The organism is Providencia sp. TYF-12 (genome assembly GCF_041344805.1).
Lineage (GTDB): Bacteria > Pseudomonadota > Gammaproteobacteria > Enterobacterales > Enterobacteriaceae > Providencia > Providencia huashanensis.
On the sequence record NZ_CP166833.1, the window covers coordinates 4,177,029 to 4,196,760 of the forward strand.

The 19,732-nt window shown below is 41.1% G+C and carries 17 protein-coding genes; 10 read left to right on the forward strand and 7 right to left on the reverse strand.

Annotated elements, in window-relative coordinates:
• Positions 1 to 27: 27 nt before the first annotated feature.
• Both ABE954_RS19540 and ABE954_RS19545 read right to left on the reverse strand, forming a co-directional pair.
• Complete coding sequence (locus ABE954_RS19540; protein WP_370661197.1) at positions 28 to 960, reverse strand: ABC transporter substrate-binding protein; 933 nt, start codon at positions 958 to 960, stop codon at positions 28 to 30.
• Positions 961 to 1,022: 62 nt separating this feature from the next.
• On the reverse strand, positions 1,023 to 1,685 hold the full coding sequence (locus ABE954_RS19545) for an ABC transporter ATP-binding protein (RefSeq protein WP_226619137.1): 663 nt from the start codon (positions 1,683 to 1,685) through the stop codon (positions 1,023 to 1,025).
• Positions 1,686 to 2,387: 702 nt separating this feature from the next.
• On the opposite strand from ABE954_RS19545, the gene ABE954_RS19550 reads away from it, so the two are divergent.
• Positions 2,388 to 3,656: a cytosine permease gene (locus ABE954_RS19550; RefSeq protein WP_129466514.1), complete on the forward strand. Its 1,269-nt coding sequence runs from the start codon at positions 2,388 to 2,390 to the stop codon at positions 3,654 to 3,656.
• 70 nt (positions 3,657 to 3,726) lie between these two features.
• Here the strand turns inward: ABE954_RS19550 and ABE954_RS19555 are convergent, their stop codons facing one another.
• Positions 3,727 to 5,454, reverse strand: a complete 1,728-nt coding sequence (locus tag ABE954_RS19555; RefSeq protein WP_042845613.1) for a lysophospholipid acyltransferase family protein — start codon at positions 5,452 to 5,454, stop codon at positions 3,727 to 3,729.
• A gap of 595 nt (positions 5,455 to 6,049) precedes the next feature.
• On the opposite strand from ABE954_RS19555, the gene ABE954_RS19560 reads away from it, so the two are divergent.
• Positions 6,050 to 7,456: a cytochrome-c peroxidase gene (locus ABE954_RS19560; RefSeq protein ID WP_042845614.1), complete on the forward strand. Its 1,407-nt coding sequence runs from the start codon at positions 6,050 to 6,052 to the stop codon at positions 7,454 to 7,456.
• A 62-nt stretch (positions 7,457 to 7,518) separates the two neighbouring features.
• Here the strand turns inward: ABE954_RS19560 and dmsD are convergent, their stop codons facing one another.
• The 4 genes from dmsD to ABE954_RS19580 are packed head-to-tail and all read right to left on the reverse strand — an operon-like array spanning position 7,519 to position 12,141.
• Positions 7,519 to 8,154: a Tat proofreading chaperone DmsD gene (dmsD, locus tag ABE954_RS19565; RefSeq protein WP_371025910.1), complete on the reverse strand. Its 636-nt coding sequence runs from the start codon at positions 8,152 to 8,154 to the stop codon at positions 7,519 to 7,521.
• Positions 8,155 to 8,211: 57 nt separating this feature from the next.
• Entirely contained in the window at positions 8,212 to 9,063 is an 852-nt protein-coding gene (locus ABE954_RS19570) for a DmsC/YnfH family molybdoenzyme membrane anchor subunit (protein ID WP_042845615.1), read from the reverse strand.
• Between the two features lies 1 nt (position 9,064).
• Complete coding sequence (locus ABE954_RS19575; RefSeq protein ID WP_187549596.1) at positions 9,065 to 9,682, reverse strand: DMSO/selenate family reductase complex B subunit; 618 nt, start codon at positions 9,680 to 9,682, stop codon at positions 9,065 to 9,067.
• A gap of 14 nt (positions 9,683 to 9,696) precedes the next feature.
• On the reverse strand, positions 9,697 to 12,141 hold the full coding sequence (locus ABE954_RS19580; protein WP_129466518.1) for a DMSO/selenate family reductase complex A subunit: 2,445 nt from the start codon (positions 12,139 to 12,141) through the stop codon (positions 9,697 to 9,699).
• Positions 12,142 to 12,697: 556 nt separating this feature from the next.
• Here ABE954_RS19580 and ABE954_RS19585 point away from each other — a divergent pair.
• From ABE954_RS19585 to ABE954_RS19620, 8 genes are all read left to right on the forward strand, one after another.
• A complete protein-coding gene (locus ABE954_RS19585) occupies positions 12,698 to 13,576 on the forward strand; it encodes an SMP-30/gluconolactonase/LRE family protein (protein ID WP_048605952.1) in 879 nt (292 codons plus the stop codon).
• A gap of 72 nt (positions 13,577 to 13,648) precedes the next feature.
• Positions 13,649 to 14,995: an MFS transporter gene (locus ABE954_RS19590; RefSeq protein WP_048605950.1), complete on the forward strand. Its 1,347-nt coding sequence runs from the start codon at positions 13,649 to 13,651 to the stop codon at positions 14,993 to 14,995.
• Between the two features lie 420 nt (positions 14,996 to 15,415).
• On the forward strand, positions 15,416 to 15,730 hold the full coding sequence (locus ABE954_RS19595; protein WP_042845618.1) for a non-heme iron oxygenase ferredoxin subunit: 315 nt from the start codon (positions 15,416 to 15,418) through the stop codon (positions 15,728 to 15,730).
• 2 nt (positions 15,731 to 15,732) lie between these two features.
• Complete coding sequence (locus tag ABE954_RS19600; RefSeq protein WP_042845619.1) at positions 15,733 to 16,041, forward strand: recombinase-like helix-turn-helix domain-containing protein; 309 nt, start codon at positions 15,733 to 15,735, stop codon at positions 16,039 to 16,041.
• Between the two features lie 58 nt (positions 16,042 to 16,099).
• Entirely contained in the window at positions 16,100 to 17,140 is a 1,041-nt protein-coding gene (locus ABE954_RS19605) for an aromatic ring-hydroxylating dioxygenase subunit alpha (protein WP_166685007.1), read from the forward strand.
• Positions 17,133 to 17,888, forward strand: coding sequence for an SDR family oxidoreductase (locus tag ABE954_RS19610; protein WP_042845621.1), 756 nt, complete (start codon positions 17,133 to 17,135; stop codon positions 17,886 to 17,888). Before ABE954_RS19605 ends, ABE954_RS19610 begins: the two co-directional genes overlap by 8 nt.
• Before the next feature lie 29 nt (positions 17,889 to 17,917).
• Complete coding sequence (locus ABE954_RS19615) at positions 17,918 to 18,694, forward strand: IclR family transcriptional regulator (RefSeq protein WP_042845622.1); 777 nt, start codon at positions 17,918 to 17,920, stop codon at positions 18,692 to 18,694.
• Between the two features lie 110 nt (positions 18,695 to 18,804).
• Positions 18,805 to 19,731 (forward strand): VOC family protein, encoded by a 927-nt coding sequence (locus ABE954_RS19620; RefSeq protein ID WP_048605946.1) that lies wholly within the window; start codon positions 18,805 to 18,807, stop codon positions 19,729 to 19,731.
• Position 19,732: the final 1 nt, after the last annotated feature.

Here is a 19,732-nt window from a genome sequence, read left to right on the forward strand (position 1 = left end):
CTAATTAAAATTACCTTGTTGCATTATTTAACGGAAAAGTGCGCTTAAACGCGTTAGCACTTCACTACGTTCTGCGTTATCTACTGTTGCTTCTGGTAATAATTTGAGTGTTGAAAAATCAGGCCGCTTCCCTTCAATATCAGCCCTAGCAGGCATTAACCAAGCGTTAGCGACTATCGTTTGCCCTTCTGGAGATAATACATAATCAATGAAGGCTTTGGCTTCATCAGGTTGCTTAGTACTGTTTAAAATCATCATCGGGCGAGGCGCAATTACCGTACCGCTACTAGGGAAAATGACTTCAATCGACTCACCATTGGCAATACTGCTATATGCCACATAGTCTACTGCACCAAATACTGCCGCTTTTGCCCCTTGCAATACAGGAGTCAGCGCCTGCGCATTCGGCCCAGAAATCACCATTCCATTGGCTTTTAATTCAGAAAATAATGTCCAAGCAGCCTGTTGTTTGGCATTTTGTAACCCTAAGACTAAATCTAATGATGCACCAGAAAGTGCAGGGTCAGGCATCGTGACTTTATCTTTAAAAGCAGGTTGAGCAAGATCCTGCCAATCTGTAGGTTTTGGTGTGCCACTTTGGCTATTCCACACAATACCCAATGCAGAAACACCTTGGGCGACATAATAAGGTGTTTTAAAACGTGCAGGCACTTGCTGGGCATTTGCGCTTTCATAAGGCAACAGCCAACCTCTTTGTTGCAAATCCTCTGCCGTATCCCATGATGCAGAAATCAACACATCAGCACGGGGATTCGCTTGTTCAGCTTCAAGCCTTGCCATTACTTTCCCGGTTGTTGCTTGAAAAACATTCACTTTAGTGCCTGTTTGTTTTTCAAACCCCGCCGCCAATTGTTTCGCCATAGCACCAGGCCCTGCGGTGTAAACCGTAATTGCTTGGGAAGGAATGGAAAATAATGCACAGGAAAGGCCAAGACTCATTGTGATACCCTTTAGTGAAAATCGGTTCTTTGACAGTAAATTTTGCATAGTGGTCTCTCTCTTCATAATGTGATCAAACTTTCAATATTTCCATTGCGCATATGTGCAACTTGATGAGCTAGTGCATTAGCCTCTGCGGGGTCATGTGTTACGTATACAGCGGTAGTCCCTAATGCTCTTAGTAATTGAGCCATTTCTGCGCAAAGTGATTGGCGTAATGCAACATCAAGATTTGACAAAGGCTCATCGAATAACAAAATTTTAGGCTCAGCAATAATGGCACGAGCTAAGGCAACACGTTGTTGCTGCCCCCCTGATAAATCAGCGGGTTTCCGCTTAGCAAAATCCACTAACCCCACACGCTTTAAAGCTTCCATAACATGATTTTCGATTTCTGGACGACTGAAACCGCGCATACGCAAAGGGAATGCCACATTTTGAAATACGCTCATATGCGGCCATAACGCATAATCCTGAAATACCATGCCAAGATTGCGCTTTTCAGGAGGAACAAGGCGTTGAGAATTCGCCACCAGTTGATCACCAAAATAAATCGCACCGCCAGAAGGTTGTAATAAACCCGCTAATAATTTAAGCAAAGTACTTTTACCGCAACCAGAAGGCCCTAGTAGCGCAAGGATCGTGCCTTTTTCTACAGATAAATCGATGCCATTTAGTACATATTGGTGTGAAAATGCCTGAGATAAACGTTGAATTGAGATCATCGGTAAGCCCCCCGTTTCCTGCCTACATGGCAAAAGACAGGGAGACTCACTCAAGGAAGAGAGAGTTTGTCGCATAACTATTTGTATCCTCTTTGGGACTTAATCGTTATGGATGATGCTACGGCTTGAATACGTCAAATTGATGACAATTTTATGATTGGATGATGACAGCCTAATTCATGCAAAGATCGCATTTTCATATGGCATCATAAAAAATTAATATTCCATTTTGACAGAATAAAAGTACTTTTTACGAATTAAAAGAAACATAAAAAACACAGTTAAATAACAATAAGAAAACACGCAATTTGATATTAATCACAATTTAAACATTATTATTTAATGAGAGTAATATTAACTCTAATGAATTTTTTACAAACCATCTAAAAACAATATTAATTTCTTATTTAATGATGTTAGCAATCACATAAAACCTTGTTTATTGAAAAAAGATCAACAATCACCCACCTTATTGATGAATTAATTTCAAATGGATTCTATTCACTACTGACTATTGATATGCTTGATTTATCATAAAAAAACCAAGAAAAACATTTTTATTACAAGTTAATAAATTTATTTATTAACAATAGATTCTATTTCGCCATTATTAATAAACCATAAATATTAGAACAATAAATATTTAAAAATTTATTTTTATAGGTACTCCAATTATTTTTAATAAAATGAGGTTCACCTAATATGTCAAATAAAGAAAAAGAAAATGCTCTATTAGATTCCGAATATGAACATGTCCCAGTCCCTATTGAACATCGAAAAAGCTTTGCCTCCGTTTCTGCCGTTTGGTACAGCTTCCCTCTAGTATTAACCAGCGCAGTGATTGGCGGTGTCGTTACAGCAATGCTTGGTTTCAAAATGGGGGTCACTGCAATCCTCGTGGGTAATTTACTTTTATGTTTAGTTATTGGTTCCTTAAGTTATTTAGCAGGAAAAACCGGGGAAAACTTTGCTATTTCGGCTAAAAAAACATTTGGACAGCGTGGATATATTGCAGTTTCAGGGTTGCTGGCAACCGTCGTTATAGGTTGGTTTGCTCTGATGGTTGGCCTAACTGGCGACACAATGTTTCGTTCATTTGGACAGAACCTATTACTGATGACTATCTTAGGTGGTGTGCTTTATGTTGGAGCCACATTCATAGGCATAAAAGCATTAGCCTTTCTGGGCTATATTGCAGCCCCGATGTATTTAATCCTCGGCATTATTTCTGTTGTTATTGCTATGAAAAATGGCTCATCAGATATTATTAATTATCAGCCTGCGGCTGGTGCTGGCGTACTTTCATTCGGTGTCGCTGTAACGATGATCTTCTCCACCTTTACCGATTCAGGTACCATGACCGCAGATTTCACCCGCTGGGCAAAAAATGGTAAACAAGGTTTTTTAGCTGCATTTACCGCCTTCCCAATTTCCAAGTTCTTTGCAGAAGTGATTGGCGCAATAATTGTAGCCACCGGAGTGGTATTGCACCCAGAAGTGACTGGCGGAGATTTTATTACGATCCTAGCCAATGCTAGTCCGTTACTTTCTATTTTGGCTATCATTTTTGTTTTTGTTAACTTAGGCGTGGGCTGTACTCATTGTTTATACAATGGTGCTGTTGGTTGGTCACATATTACAAAAGGAAAAATGAGAACCTTAACGATTATCCTTGGTGTGATTGGGATTATCGTTGCGGTGACAGGGATTTGGAATGCATTCCAAACTTGGTTAAATTTACTTGGATTGATTGTTCCACCTATTGCGGCAATTATTATCATGGACCAATTAGTCTTAAAAAGAAAAAATGATGAGTCAAAAAATTGGCAACCTTTAGCTTTTATCTCTTGGATATTAGCATCAGGAATTGCATTAATTGTGAATGCCTACGCTCCTGAGTTATCAGTCGTGGTTGCAGGGTTAATATCTTCTTCGCTCATCTACCTTATTGGCCATAATTTCACTAAATAGATAAACACAATTGGGGGAGAACTATTCCCCCAATCCCCCTCTCAAATCGGATTCATTTAATTATGATTCATTACAATGATGTGGCGACTCTTTTCCCTGTTAAATGTCCCCCCACATACCGTTGATAGCGTGTAGGCTTTAATTTAGTTAAGTCGACTAATATCAAACCATCAACACAGTCATTAAAAGCTGGGTCTGAACCAAAATCCATAAACTGTACGCCCCCTGGCTCACACAGTTCTGTATATTGCTTATAAAGTGTCGGAATCGAACAGCCGATATTATTGAGTAAGCTCTTTAATTTAATTAAATCTTCTTGGTAGTTATCTCCCGCAAATTGGGCAAGCACTTGCGGTAAGGAAGCGGGATAAGGCTGGCGTGATTGTGCCATTGTCTGTTTTGCAGAAAAATAGAGCCGATAAAATGCAATTAATAAATCCCTTGCAGCTACTGGCATCGCACCAGAAATAGACACTGGACCAAATAAATAACGATATTGTGGGTACTTGGCTAAATAGGCGCCTATTCCCAACCATAAATAATCTAAACCTCGTTTGCCCCAATATTTAGGCTGAATAAAACTTCTTCCTAACTCAATCCCTTGAGCAAGAATAGGTAACATTTTTTGGTCATAGTGAAATAAGCTATAACTGTAAATACCGGCTAACCCTTTCACAGCCAATTGTTTCTCAGTTGGGATAAAACGATAGGCACCCACAATATCCAGCTCATCTTCATCCCAAAGGATCAGATGACAATAGTCATCATCGTAGCTATCTAAATCACGACGTTTTCCAGACCCTTCACCGACAGCGCGAAAAGCAATTTCCCGTAATCGGCCTAACTCACGAAGTATAGGCGACCTGATATCTTGATTTCGTTGATAAAGATAAATCATTTTGCCATCAGGCAATGTCCCCAAATGCTCGCAAGCAACTAACGCTTTTTTTAATTCTGAACGGTCTTCAGGTAGTGCAATGGCTGATTCACTAGTAAATAACCCCGCTTTACCCTTACCCAGTAAATACACATGACGACGAAATCGTTCTGCTAATTCATGAGCCTTCATATGCCCATTATGCCAATGTGTAAATGGTATACGCCCACCAATCCGTATTTTTATTTGTTTACCTTGTTGCTTAAACATTTCCCTGACTAACATTAACGTTGATAAAGGGCGATAAACCATCGAGGTGAGATAAAATAAATAACTATTACGCCCTTGAACATGAATGGGAACAATAACAGCCCGGGCTTTCGCTGCTAAACGCAAAAAACCACTACGCCAATGACCATCACGTATACCTTTGCGGCTAACCCTAGAAACCTCCCCCGCAGGGAAAATAATCAAAGCCCCTTGGTTATTCAAATGTTGTTGCATATTGGAAACTTGTTGGCGACTAGTTCTACTCTTTATATTGTCAACAGGAATAAACAAGCTACTTAGTGGCTCAATATAACTCAGAAATTGGTTAGCTACGATTTTAACGTCGGGACGAACTGTAGCCACCGCTCGTAATATCGCGAGGCCATCCAAAGAACCAATCGGGTGATTTGCCACTAAAACAACTGGCCCCTGAGTAGGGATATTTTCTAAATCTCTTTCGGCAAATTCACTGCGAATATCAAAGTACTCCATAACCTGTTCTATCAGGTCAAAACCTTTTAAATGTGGGTAATTAAGCGCAAATTGATTAAATTCCTTTTCGAAAAGCAAGCGCTTCAATATACGACGCTTCCATACTGAAGGTAGCTGCTGTGGGTAAATATCGTGGAGCAAGGTATCGACACTAAACATAATGCTATCTCCTAGCTTAGTTACAAGGAACTTAAGTCAGGCTCATGACAATGAAATGTCTTTTTTATGACAAAATAATGAAGCGATAAAAAAAGATAATGTCAGTGGGGGTTAATAAATATATTTTACAATTATTCCGATACAACAATAACGAGAGAAAATAGAATTTATTTTAAAAATTAGAAAAAATTTACATATTATATTCAATATTAAAATATGCATTTAATTTACAACAATATCAAAAAAGCATAAAAATATATTTTTCTACTTGCATTTACTTAGATTAATTAAAAATAAAGGGGAAGCCATCATTAAAGGTAACTTGTTTTTAATATTTAGACTTTCTCACATCATGATGTAAGCCACAAATTAATTCACATATAATTCAATCAAGTACAATAATTAAAATTGATTATTTTTCTTTTTAGTTTGATTGATAGGCAAATCTTATTTCAGCAATCGTTTAAACCGATGGCCATCGTTGATAAAAATCAAGAACCTTTCAGCTTTATTTATCCATCATAGTCCGGCTGTAGAATTATATTAATTAAAAATATTTAAATATATTTGACCGCAATCTTCCAAGGATAGTGTAATGAAAAAGCTTACTCGCATTACGGTCGCTGTCATATTTTTGCTTTTACTCGGATATTTTGGGTTATCTGGTTACGTTTGGTATCACGATAATCAACGTAGACAAAATAATGACATTCAGACATCTAAAATTGCAGAAAATAATCAAGTCCTCCGTTTTTTTGACGAAAAAGGATGCGATTACTGCCATACTCCATCAGCTGATTTACCCGCCTATGCATCATTCCCCATCGCAAAACAATTGATGGAATATGATATTCAACTCGGCTATAAATCATTTAACCTCGAAGCCGCACGCGCTGCTCTTATCGCTGGAGAACCTGTTCCACAAAGTGAATTAAACAAAATTGAGTGGGTTATGCAGAACCACACGATGCCGCCAACTCGCTATGTCGCACTTCATTGGGCGAGCAGTGTCAGTGATGAAGAACGAACTAAACTTCTTGATTGGATAGCCAAGCAACGAGCAGAACATTACGCAAGTGAAGATATGGCTGCTGAACATCGTAATGAACCAATCCAGCCTATTCCCAAATCACTGGAAGTCGATGACAAAAAAGTCGCTTTAGGTTTCCGCCTCTACCATGATGCGCGTCTATCTGGCGATAGTACTATCTCTTGTGCCCATTGCCATGCGTTAAATGCCGGCGGGGTTGATGGTCGTAAAACATCAATTGGTGTTGGCGGTGCAGTAGGACCTATCAATGCACCAACGGTATTTAACTCCGTATTTAACGTTGAGCAATTCTGGGATGGACGAGCACCTGACTTACAAGCTCAAGCCGGTGGGCCGCCATTAAACCCAATTGAAATGGCCTCAAAATCTTGGGATGAAATCATTGTTAAATTGGATCAGGACCCTGTTTTAAAAAGCGATTTCAATGCCGTCTATCCTGAAGGTTTTACAGGCGATACCATTACCGATGCCATTGCCGAGTTTGAGAAAACATTAATTACCCCGGATTCTCCATTCGATAATTGGTTAAGAGGCGATAACGGTGCACTGACCGCTCAACAATTACATGGCTACCAACTATTTAAAGAGAATAAATGTGCAACTTGCCATGGGGGAATTATTCTCGGCGGTCGCTCTTTCGAACCTCTAGGCTTGAAGAAAGATTATGAATTCGGTGAAATAACTGCACAAGATATTGGCCGTATGAATGTGACTTCCGATGAACGCGATAAGCTACGTCAGAAAGTCCCAACACTGCGTAATGTCGAGCTAACCGCACCTTATTTCCACCGTGGTGATGTGGCAACCTTAGACGAAGCCGTTAAACTGATGCTGCGTTATCAAGTGGGTAAAGAACTCCCACAAAAAGATGTCGATGATATTGTGGCCTTCTTGAAAAGTTTAACGGGTGTGTATACACCTTATGTACAACAAGGCGAAACAACACCCTAAGCTACAATAACAATTAATAGAAACCAATAGCACCAACCCTATAACTGGATGGTGCTATTTTTTTACTCGGCGTTTTCCTTGTAATACACTGTTTTTGCTAAAACAGGCTGTGTGATTTGTTGCTGATAACCAGCAAGCGTCTCTTTGGTCAATTTCGCTACTGCTATATAAAAAGCACTGTCTGCTGTATCCGCTAAAGTATCCAAAAAATGTTCAGACCAAGGTAAAAGATGCCACGCGAGTAGCTCTTCAAGATCGTCTCGCCTATTTTGCTCTGCTAACCAAGCCGCTAACATCAAGACCAAGCCAATATGGTCTTCAGGCTCTTTTTGGGTCGTCACAGGTTCAATGCCTTTTGTACGCATCCATTGACGAAGCTCAACAGTTGAATCACCGAAAATAATATTTTCTTTATCTAACCAAACTGAGCCCCAAGGGGGAGCTGGTAAAGCATAAGGCCCGATAAATAAACGCTGCCAGGCTTCGTTCAAGGGTTCTTCATCGTGAATACTGGACTGAAAAAATTGACTTATGGTAGTTAAAGACGGTAAGTCAAATGGCCATTCTTCATGACATGTCGGTTCCTGCAAAATAGCAACAATATCCGTATTATTTTCACTATCTGGGGCGAAATAAAATAAAGAACCGAGAACGCGTCCAGTAATTGCTACCTGTTCAAGAAATCGCGTGTCTTGCATATTCATTGTCTCTGCGGTGGTCAGCGTAGGGACCCCCCTACGCTGAAAAGTTTACTATTAAGCAACAGCCATACCGACTGTCATATGTAAACCATAGAATAGTCCACGTCCAATCAATTCACCAAACAACACCAATAATGTGCCGATCAACAAACTTACCGCAGAAGGTTGACTTTGACGGAAAATTGGCAAGATCCACAACAACAAGCCAAGGCTTGTAGCCACTAAACGGATCATTTGCAATAAGCCGTAGTCAGGGACTAAATCACTCGCTTTTTGTACTGAGCTAGCGATTAGCGCTATTTCACCACTTTGTAGTAACACCGATGCGATAGTCACAATATAGGCAATAATACTGATTGCCGCTAACTTACCGCTATGAAGGGGAAATTTAGCGATTCGCAGTAACAATGTCCCTAAGATAGGTCCCACCACAAACACCGTCATAAAGAAGCCGATAGTGGTATGTGGCGTGTCCCATGTCGGTACAGTACTAATCATATAGACGCGAGTCATAGCCCAGACAAAGACTAACCCCATTAGCATTGTAAGGATCAACCAAATTTTGCCTAACCCCTCAGGCATTTTCTTCAGCGCAGATAGCAGCCACCAAAGCCCCCCGAGGGCAAAAAAGATTGAACCAAACAGCACTTCATTACTTAATGAAGATGCAAATACACGGTTCATCGAGTTAAAGGCCCGTAATGGTGACCCCATATGCATCATAGAGGCTAAGAAGCCTAGCCCCATTAGCACCCATAGCACTAGCATGGCATTAACAATGCGCTGTTTTTGCTGTTTATCATCAGTCGATAGCCATGCAAGTCCGGTCACAATCGCACCACCTGCTATACTTTGGCCTAAAACGGTGAATAAAATCAGCGGCCATTCATGTAATCCGTTGCCCATCTTAGACCTCCCGTGGATTGGCTAAATGACCCGTCGTATCATTGACAGGGCGACTATTGGCGTTAGGTTTAATCACAATATTTGGCTTGGTATAATGCGCTTCAGGTAATGGCGCTATCTCAGCCAAATTGCCGTGAGTTTTACGTAACTCGTCAATAGGACCAAAATCGAGGGCTCGCAGTGGGCAAGATTCTGCACAAATCGGTTTTTTCCCTTCTGCCACTCGCTCATAACAGCCATCACATTTTGTCATATGACCTTTTTCCGCATTAAACTGCGGTGCACCATATGGACAAGCCATATTGCAATAACGGCAGCCAATACAGACACTTTCATCTACGACCACAAAGCCGTCTTCACGTTTATGCATCGCACCACTCGGGCACACCTTGACACACGCAGGGTCTTCACAGTGGTTGCAGGAGATTGACAGGTAGTAACTAAAGACGTTTTGATGCCATACACCGTTATCTTCTTGCCAATCTCCCCCTGTGTACTCGTAAATACGTCGAAAATTCACTTCAGGAGATAAATTTTTGTAATCTTTACAGGCTAATTCGCATGTTTTACACCCCGTACAACGGGCTGAGTCAATATAAAAACCATATTGGGTTGTCATGATTTATCTCCTCCCTATACCCTAGCCACTTCAACAAGATTACTGTGCTGAGGGTTACCCTTTGCCAGCGGTGACGGACGCTGCGTGGTCAATACGTTAAGGCTCCCACCGTGGTCTATCTTGTTTTCATCTGGTGCATACCAAGCCCCTTCCCCCATCGCAACCACCCCCGGTATAATCCTTGGTGTTACTTTGGCATTGATATGAACCTCACCCCTATCATTAAAAATACGCACCATATCGCCATTTTTGATGTTGCGACGTTTTGCATCAATCGGGTTAATCCACATCTCTTGTAAACAAGCTGCCTTAAGCACATCGACGTTGCCATAAGTTGAGTGAACTCGTGATTTATAGTGAAAACCACTAAGTTGCAAAGGATACTTATCCGTAAGTTTGTCATCATGGCTTTCAAAGCCAGGAGAATACATTGGGAGAGGAGAAATCAGGTCGCCTTCATCCAATGTCCATGTCTTCGCGATATCCGCTAAGCGTGATGAATAGATCTCAATTTTGCCCGATGGCGTATTTAGTGGGTTAGCAATAGGGTCTTGTCGGAAGGCTTGGTGTGCCACCACATGTCCCTGCGGATTCATTTTTTTGTAGATCCCTTGCTGCTGGAAGGTCTCAAAATCAGGGAGTTCTGGCAGTTTTTCTCTTGAAATTTCATATAAATGGCGTAACCACTCTTCTTGTGTTCGCCCTTCGGTAAATTTCTCTTCCACCCCCATACGACGTGCAATTTGCGTACACATTTCGTACACAGTTTTACTTTCAAAGCGAGGTTCAATTGCCTGACTGGCAAAAATGACATAGCCCATATTACTGGCAGCACCATCTAAACAAAAATCCATTTGTTCCGAGGCCGTACAGTCTGGCAGGACTAAGTCTGCATATTTTGCCGAAGCCGTCATATGATTATCAATCACAACAATCATTTCACACTTTTTATCATCCTGAAGAATTTCATGTGTTTTATTAATATCTGAGTGTTGATTGATTAAACTGTTACTCGCGTAGTTCCAAATAAATTTAATTGGCACATCTAGTTTGTCTTTACCCCGAACACCATCGCGAGTTGCGGTCATTTCAGGGCCGCGTTCAATAGCATCTGTCCATAAGAATACAGAGATACTGGTTTTAACTGGGTTTTCAAGGGTTGGCATGCGTTCAAATGGAATATCGTAATTCCCTTCGCGGGCCCCTGTATTCCCCCCGCTAATTCCCACATTGCCAGTCAAAATCGGCAACATCGCAATAGCTCTCGCTGTCTGCTCACCATTTGAATGGCGCTGAGGCCCCCAACCTTGGCTAATATAAGCTGGTTTTGCTGAACCGATTTCACGCGCGAGTTTAATGATTTTATCAGCCGGAATACCGGTGATTTGCGCAGCCCATTGTGGTGTTTTTTCTACACCATCATCCCCTTGACCTAAAATATACGCTTTATAGTGGCCATTTTTCGGCGCATCCGCAGGGAGGGTTTTCTCATCATACCCAACGCAGTATTTATCTAAGAAAGGTTGGTCAACCATGTCTTCTGTGATTAACACATGAGCAAGCCCCGCGACCAATGCAGCATCAGTACCAGGTCGGATCGGTATCCATTCATCTTCGCGCCCTGCTGCCGTATCAGTATAGCGAGGGTCAATAACAATCATGCGTGCATTCGAACGCTCACGCGCTTGCTCTAATTGATAAGTAATACCACCACCGCTCATTCGCGTTTCAGCTGGGTTATTACCAAATAGCACCACTAACTTAGAGTTTTCGATATCAGAAACACTGTTTCCTGCCCCACTGCCATAGGTATAAGGCATCGCACAGCTAATTTGTGCCGTACTGTATGTGCCATAGTGGTTTAAATAACCACCTGTACAATTCATTAGGCGTGCAATAGGTGAGTTGGCCGGCGGCCACGAACGAGCAACCGTCCCCCCTAGAGTCCCCGTACCATAGTTCAAATAGACCGCTTCATTACCGTAATCGGCAATGATACGTTTTAGATTGTCACTGATTAAATCGTAGGCCTCTTCCCAACTAATTTGCTTAAACTTCCCCTCACCTCGCGCACCAACACGCAACATTGGGTATTTCAAGCGGTCAGGGTTATACACACGGCGGCGCATAGAGCGACCACGTAAACACGCTTTTACCTGATGTTTGTCTCCGTAAACATCATCGCCTGTGTTGTCGGTTTCGACATACTTAATTTCACCGTCGACCACATGCATCCGTAACGGGCAACGGCTACCACAGTTAACCGTACATGCGCTCCAAACAATTTTTTCCTTGGGTGTCATTGTTTGTGATGCAGTTTCATTCGTATTCGCGGCACTGCAAAAGGGTAAACTTAATGCACCACTGGCAAGCGCTAGCCCACCTGCAGTACCTGTTTGCATTAATTTCCTACGGCTGATTTCCGATTGGAGCAACCTATCAGATAATGCTTTATCCATATCTGCCTCACTTAACATTGCTTCTTAAAGTTTAAATAGCTTTATTAAAATTTTTTTGTATTTAGCTAAGTTATGTAATTTCAATGGTTATTCTATAGACAGGTCAGAATGGAGCCTTGTGCGCGATCAATAATCCATTACAAAATGTAAGGTTTATTGACACAAAAAATAACTAAAGTTAAATTTATAAAGTTAATCCACTTTCTGTTAAAAAGTTAATTTAATCTCGATTAATCTATTACCTTTATTAAGAAGTATTAGTTAATATGCCTAACTATACATTTAATTTAAGTCAATTGATTTTATTTTAGATAACTATTAGAATAAAAAAATATAAGAACCCACCTCAATATTAAATTTTATTTCATTGTGCAAATGAACAAATGATTTAACAATTGAATATATAATAAACATTGCCATCTTCACATTATTCCAGCGTTATTCCCCTACTATTAAGATTCTCTATAACTAATTAACCCAATCGTGTAAGTAATCACACTCCCGAAACCCATTAAATAACCCTAGTTTAAATAATGTTATTAGTAGGATTTGAAAAATGAAAATAAATATATTATTGGATTTAAAAAACAATTTAGGGGAAGGCCCTATATGGGATGTAGAACAACAACGTTTATATTGGATTGATAGCTTAGATGGACGAGTATTTTCATGTACAGAAAAAGGAACTGAAATTAAATGTTGGGATGTTAGGCAAAAAATAGGCTCAATGGCTTTATGCAAAGACGGTCATTCGGCTATAGTCGCCCTAGAAAAAGGAATATATATTCTTGACTTTATAACAGGTGAAACTCATCTTCTGCACGCACCTGAAAGTGACAAACCTAACAATAGGTTTAATGATGGAAAAGTCGATAGACAAGGACGCTTTGTTGTCGGCTCTATGGACATGCAAGAAGATAACCCATCAGGGGCGTTATATCGATTAAATACAGACCACTCACTCCATAAAATAGAACAAAACATTATTGTTTCTAATGCACCTTGTTGGTCACCAAACGGTGATATTTTTTATTTTGCTGATACATGGACAGGGGAAATATGGAAATATGATTATGACGTATCGACAGGTAATATTAATAATCGCCAGACATTCTGCAAAGTCGATACATCAACAGGAGGCGCTGCAGATGGAGCAACTGTTGACAGTGAAGGCTACCTTTGGAATGCACTCGTTTATGCAGGGAAAATCGTGAGATATAACCCCGACGGCGATATTGACAGAATTATCGAAATGCCAGTTAAAAAGGTCACCAGCGTCGCTTTTGGCGGCGAAAATTTAGATATTTTATATGTTACTTCAATGGCAAGGCCACCATTACCTCGCTTCCCTGAAGATGGTCAATTAAGAGGAAGCGTATTCTCAATACATAATCTTGGTGTAAAGGGCATAGCTGAAAAAAGATTTGGTGGGTAGATAAACAATTTGCTAATCAAAATTTAATATCAATTAACCTCAAATTATTATACTTATAAAAGAGCTATAATTATGATTAAAAATAATGTTTCAAATAATAAAATATCCTTTAAGAATATACATCGCTATTCATGGGTTTCATTATTCATATGTTGGCTTATTTGGTTATTGAATGCTTATGATAGAGAAATGATTTTAAGGTTAGGTCCGGTTATTTCTCAAGAGTTTAATTTAAGCCCTGAAGAGTGGGGTAATATTGTTGCTATTATCATGATAGCTCTCGCTATTCTTGACATACCAGGTTCTGTATTAAGTGACCGATATGGCTCCGGTTGGAAACGAGCTCGTTTTCAAGTTCCTTTAGTTTTAGGTTATACCGCAATTTCATTTGTTTCAGGTTTTAAAGCAATTAGCCATAACTTAACCTATTTTATTCTATTGCGTTTTGGGGTTAATTTAGGTGCAGGCTGGGGTGAACCTGTTGGCGTCAGTAATACTGCTGAATGGTGGCCTAAAGAAAAAAGAGGGTTTGCTCTCGGTGTACATCATACGGGCTATCCTATTGGGGCTTTATTAAGTGGCGTTGTCGCAAGCTTTATTATTTCTGAATTTGGCGAAGCAAATTGGCGCTATAGTTTCTTTATTCCATTAATCGTCGCACTGCCTATTATGATTTTTTGGGCAAAATATTCTACCGCTGCAAGGATTTCAATATTATATCAACATATTGAAAAGTCAGGGATGACAAAACCTGCTGAGAATAGCAGTACTCAAGTTCAAAAAGGTGAAGGGTTAAAAATTTTCCTGAAAACACTAAAAAATAGAAATATTGCCTTAACCGCCGGGAATACCCTATTAACTCAAATCGTCTATATGGGGATAAGCATGGTATTACCTTCTTATCTATATCATGTTTCGGGGTTATCTTTAGCGGCTTCTGCGGGTTTGAGTATTATTTTTACATTGACGGGCGTGGTTGGGCAAATTGTTTGGCCATGGTTATCGGATATCTTAGGCAGAAAAAGAACATTGATCATCTGTGGTTTATGGATGAGTATCGGGATTGCTTTATTTTACTTCGCAACCTCAATGCCAAAAATCATCGCAATACAACTGTTTTTTGGCTTAGTCGCTAACGCTGTTTGGCCTATTTACTATGCCATGGCATCAGATAATGCAAATGACCAGTCCATATCCACAGCAAATGGTATTATTACCACATCAATGTTTATTGGCGGTGCGTTATCACCGTTATTAATGGGCTGGTTAATCAATTTAGGCGGGGGTTGGAATAGTTCTTTAGGCTATATTTATACCTTCTTTGCGATGGCTGCATGCGCATTATTAGGCGTTATATTACAACTCTTTACGACCCATGCACCATTAAATAACAACCATCAAACCCCAGTAGCAAGTTAACGCTTCATTTTTGACAATAGTAAGTATAGAACTACTTTGTATATAAGTGGTTTTGTACTTAAACGACATTAAGTTATTTCTTCAATCAGTTTTAACTATACGTGAAACGCTTTTTTAGTGGCGTCTAAATAAGGCGCCATTTTAATTTTATTCCCCCTCTTCTCTCACCCCCCATTCTTTCACCTTTTCTAACACGACCAGCTTAGTCTGCACTTTACTCTGCGTATGTCAGCTTGGGTTTCTTATATGAAACAAAACATCACCATAACCTAGACACACCCCACATTTTGAAACGATTATTTTACATAAAACCAACATTTGATTGACTAATAATCGTCCATACAATTAATCTGGTTTTAAATAATAAACAATGTTTTATATATGAAACAAAATGTTACCCACATTTAAAAGGAGAAAACAATGAGCTGGATTGCGGTATGTGATGTATCACAAGTTCAAGAAGAATTTCCTTTTTCCGCCAAAGTTGATAATGCCGAGATTGGGATCTTCTTGGTTGAGGACCAATATTACGCCTTGGAAGATGTTTGCCCGCATGCTTATGCCCTTTTAAGTCAAGGTTTTGTAGAAGATGGAAAAGTTGAATGCCCACTACATGAAGCCATTTTCGATATCAAAACCGGAAAATGTTTACGTGAACCAGGAGGTCGTGACTTAAAAACCTACCAAACGCGAGTTCACGAAAACCAAATCGAAATCAGTTTAATTGAGGAGTAGAAATGGAACCCATTCAGAATTTTAATCCTTATTTACCTGCAAATAACCAAATCATTCCTGCCCGTGAAGGGGGGAAAGGCAGTATTCAAGCACCGGGAAGTGCCCCCAATATTGTTTGGCAAACCCGTTCACGTATACCTGATGAATATGAGACCACTCTAATTTCGGCACTTGAGACTCTATTTGCAGCAGGCACTGAAACCCTTGATGAATTAGTTAGCGCATTAAACCAGCTGCAAATATATGACCGACAAGGTCACCTTTGGTCTTCCAGCAGTTTCCGAGAATTTCTTCTCGTCAATGGTTATTAACACCTTGGCATTACTCAGAAAATATAATTAAAACGCCTTTGATAAACGGAAGCAAATCATGACAACCAATACACAACTTCAAAACTCTCAAGAATATTTAGATGTTGGGTTACGTGGACAATGGTATCCCGTATTATCCAGTTGGGAAGTAAGCAGTAACCCTATTGGCATCACTCGGCTCGAAGAACAAATCGTTTTATGGCGAGATGATAAAGGCCAACTTCACGCACTTGAAGATAGATGCCCACATCGTGGCGCTCGATTATCAATGGGGTGGAACCTAGGTGAACGCATTGCTTGCTGGTACCACGGCGTCGAAGTCGGTGGCGACGGTGTCGTTAAAGATGTTCCAGCGGTCAGCCAATGTCCGCTTGAAGGGCAAAAATGCTTAAAGACCTACCCAGTTCAAGAAATTCATGGGGCTATTTTTCTCTACTTTGCTGTCATTGAAGGTGAAACCCCACCCGCTCTTGAGTTCCCTGAAGAATTAGCGGATGACGAAAATCACAGTCATTTCCTATGTACTGCCTCATGGAAATGCAATTACCAGTATGCGTTAGAAAACGTAATGGACCCCATGCACGGAACCTACCTCCATTCATCATCACATTCAATGGCTGAAGGAGACAAACAGTCAGAGATGATCCTTGAAGCGACAAAAAATGGTTTCATTTTCCGTAAAAATGACCAAATTGGCGTCAACTTCGATTGGGTCGAATTTGCGAGCACAGGCGCAAATTGGATGCGCTTATCCATTCCTTATCAAAAACGTTTTGGGCCGGGTGGGCATTTTTGGATTATCGGTATGGTCGTTCCTGAAGACCGTGATCATACTCGGGTCTTCTTCTGGCGCATCCGCAAAGTCAAAGATTGGCAACGTGATTTATGGCGCTTTATGTACCGCAATCGTCTAGAAGGGTTGCACTGGGATGTCTTAGAACAAGACCGCATTATTTTAGAAAACCTTGCGCCTAACGCACGTAATAGAGAATTCCTCTACCAACATGATGTGGGGCTATCGCGCCTACGCCGGATAATGCAGCGTGAAGCGAAAAAACAATTTGACCTAATAAACAGCAAGGTAGCTGAAAATGCGTGACTTATTAGTGGGCAAACGGATTGTGATCACTGGGGCAGCCAGAGGGCTTGGCTTTAGTTTTGCCCAAGCCGCAGCACAGCAAGGGGCTCATGTTGTCTTATGTGACATCCTAGAACAACGGTTACAAGAAAGCGTTGAAACACTCCGTAACCAAGGCCTTGATGCACAAGGTGTTCAGCTTGACCTTGCTTCCCCTGATTCAATAGCGCATGCATTCGATATCATCGGTCAGCAAGGGGTTATTGATGGTTTGATCAATAACGCAGCTCTTGCAACAGGTGTAGGCGGCAAGTTACTGGATGAGTATGACATAGCACTGTGGGATAACGTCATGACCGTCAATGTCAGAGGAACATGGCTAGTCACAAAAGCGGCTTTGCCATTTTTAAAACTCAGTGGCCATGGAAAAATCGTCAATATTGCCTCCGATACTGCACTGTGGGGTGCACCAAAGCTAATGGCTTATGTCGCCAGTAAAGGGGCCATTATCAGTATGACTCGTTCAATGGCTCGCGAACTTGGTACTCACCGCATTTGTGTGAATGCTATTGCACCGGGGCTTACCAAAGTTGAAGCAACAGAATATGTCCCTGCTGAGCGCCACCAGCTTTATGAAAATGGCCGAGCACTACAAGGTGAACAAATCCCTGAAGACGTAACGGGCACCGCGTTGTATCTACTTTCACCAATGGCTAATTTTGTCACAGGGCAATTAATTCCCGTTAATGGTGGCTTTGTTTTTAATTAACTAACCAAGTTGGCTAAGGGGTTAAGGCAATGAGTTCAACATGCAAATATTTAATACCGGGTTTGGAAAAAGGGTTACAACTTCTTCTTCTCCTCGCTCAGCAACATCGTGAGTTAACTTTTGCTGAAATCTTGCGCTTAGTCGATATGCCAAAGGCTACGGCATATCGGGCTATCCAAACATTGGTGCATTTGGATTTTCTCGTCCAACACCCACGCACAGGGGCCTTTTCTCTGGGGCGAAAAGTATTAAGCCTTGGTCTTGGTTATATTGCATCGTTAGATTTAACTCAATTAGGTCAACCCATTATCGAACAATTGAGAGACCGTAGCCAATGTAACAGCCATTTAGTTATCCGCGATGGCACAGATATTATTTATATCGCTCGGGTTAGTGGTGCCGAATCAAAAATTAACCACGTCAGTGTCGGAACACGTTTATCCGCGCATCGTACCTCACTTGGGCGCATGCTACTTAGTGGGCTGAACCGTGCGGAATTTGATGCACTCTACCCTCACGATGAGTTACCCGACAATGCAGGCAGTAAACACGAATTCTGGCAAATGATCCAAGCCGACAAATTGCGTGGCTACGTGATCGGCGAATCATTTTATCGTCGGGGGATTTCATCCATTGTTTACCCCGTCTACAACCAAGCTAATGGCGTAGAGGCGGTGATTAGCATCATGGTACCGATGAACAGTATTCCGGCACAGGAACGCCAGCGATTACAAAATGAAGTGAGTTATGCCGCGCAAAGATTGACTGAATTTATTGGTGGTATGAACCAAGCAAAAGCCGTTTAGCGTTAAGCAATTATCTACCCTACATTTTTAGGTTTATTGCCATAAGCCTCAGACTCCTTTTGCCCAAAAGGTGCCTTTGGCAATAACACCAATCTACAGAGGACTTTGCTATGTCAGTGATTGGAATAGAAAAATTAGAATTTGGTGTCGAAGACATCCCTAACTGCCAAAAATTTTTACATGATTTTGGCCTACAGGTTACTGCGGTCAACCCGTCATTATTTTCGACGCTCTCTGGGGCAAAAATACAACTTTTTGACCATCAAGACCCTACACTTCCACCTGCTTTTGAAACAGGCTCAACCCTGCGTCGAATAACTTGGGGGACGGAAAATGCCACTGAACTCAATAAAATCATCGAAAACATTCAGGGTTGTGATGGTTTCAAACTTACTGGAGATGGCGCCGAATGCCGTGACCCGAATGGTATGACAGTGGCTTTTACCGTCACTCAGCAACAGAGCGTCGAAATAGAAATCTCACCAATCAACCAATGGGGGGATATTCGCCGTATTGATCAACCTAGCCCTGTTTACGAAAAAGCAACGCCAATTAATGTGGGCCATGTGGTATTTTTTGTCGACGACTTACCGTCCACAGAAGCCTTTTATTGCCAAAAGCTGGGTTTTCAAGTCTCTGACCGTTATATCGACCGTGCTGTCTTTTTACGTGCTCAAGTTAATGGTTGTCATCACAATTTATTCCTACTCAAATTACCACACCGTGGCAGCGGCCTTAATCATGTTGCCTTTACCGTACGTGATATCCATGAAGTCATTGGCGGGGGCTTAGCAATGAACCGGCAGCAATGGAGCACCTTTATTGGTCCTGGTCGCCACCCGATTTCATCGGCTTATTTTTGGTACGTTAACAGCCCGACCGGTGGCGCCTTTGAATATTACACCAATGACGATTTCTTGACGGATAAATGGCAGCCTCGCGAACTGGAACATTCACTGGTTTCATTCACCGAGTGGGCGGTGGAAGGCGGTCTAGATTATGAAACCCGTCGTCAAGTCAAACCGGTAAAGGAGTAAC

Bases quoted from the DNA above. Each gene is read 5' to 3' on its own strand.
- ABE954_RS19540 (WP_370661197.1), bottom strand. From the start codon at position 960: ATGAGTCTTGGCCTTTCCTGTGCATTATTTTCCATTCCTTCCCAAGCA.
- ABE954_RS19545 (WP_226619137.1), bottom strand. From the start codon at position 1,685: ATGATCTCAATTCAACGTTTATCTCAGGCATTTTCACACCAATATGTA.
- ABE954_RS19550 (WP_129466514.1), top strand. From the start codon at position 2,388: ATGTCAAATAAAGAAAAAGAAAATGCTCTATTAGATTCCGAATATGAA.
- ABE954_RS19555 (WP_042845613.1), bottom strand. From the start codon at position 5,454: ATGTTTAGTGTCGATACCTTGCTCCACGATATTTACCCACAGCAGCTA.
- ABE954_RS19560 (WP_042845614.1), top strand. From the start codon at position 6,050: ATGAAAAAGCTTACTCGCATTACGGTCGCTGTCATATTTTTGCTTTTA.
- dmsD (WP_371025910.1), bottom strand. From the start codon at position 8,154: ATGCAAGACACGCGATTTCTTGAACAGGTAGCAATTACTGGACGCGTT.
- ABE954_RS19570 (WP_042845615.1), bottom strand. From the start codon at position 9,063: ATGGGCAACGGATTACATGAATGGCCGCTGATTTTATTCACCGTTTTA.
- ABE954_RS19575 (WP_187549596.1), bottom strand. From the start codon at position 9,682: ATGACAACCCAATATGGTTTTTATATTGACTCAGCCCGTTGTACGGGG.
- ABE954_RS19580 (WP_129466518.1), bottom strand. From the start codon at position 12,141: ATGGATAAAGCATTATCTGATAGGTTGCTCCAATCGGAAATCAGCCGT.
- ABE954_RS19585 (WP_048605952.1), top strand. From the start codon at position 12,698: ATGAAAATAAATATATTATTGGATTTAAAAAACAATTTAGGGGAAGGC.
- ABE954_RS19590 (WP_048605950.1), top strand. From the start codon at position 13,649: ATGATTAAAAATAATGTTTCAAATAATAAAATATCCTTTAAGAATATA.
- ABE954_RS19595 (WP_042845618.1), top strand. From the start codon at position 15,416: ATGAGCTGGATTGCGGTATGTGATGTATCACAAGTTCAAGAAGAATTT.
- ABE954_RS19600 (WP_042845619.1), top strand. From the start codon at position 15,733: ATGGAACCCATTCAGAATTTTAATCCTTATTTACCTGCAAATAACCAA.
- ABE954_RS19605 (WP_166685007.1), top strand. From the start codon at position 16,100: ATGACAACCAATACACAACTTCAAAACTCTCAAGAATATTTAGATGTT.
- ABE954_RS19610 (WP_042845621.1), top strand. From the start codon at position 17,133: ATGCGTGACTTATTAGTGGGCAAACGGATTGTGATCACTGGGGCAGCC.
- ABE954_RS19615 (WP_042845622.1), top strand. From the start codon at position 17,918: ATGAGTTCAACATGCAAATATTTAATACCGGGTTTGGAAAAAGGGTTA.
- ABE954_RS19620 (WP_048605946.1), top strand. From the start codon at position 18,805: ATGTCAGTGATTGGAATAGAAAAATTAGAATTTGGTGTCGAAGACATC.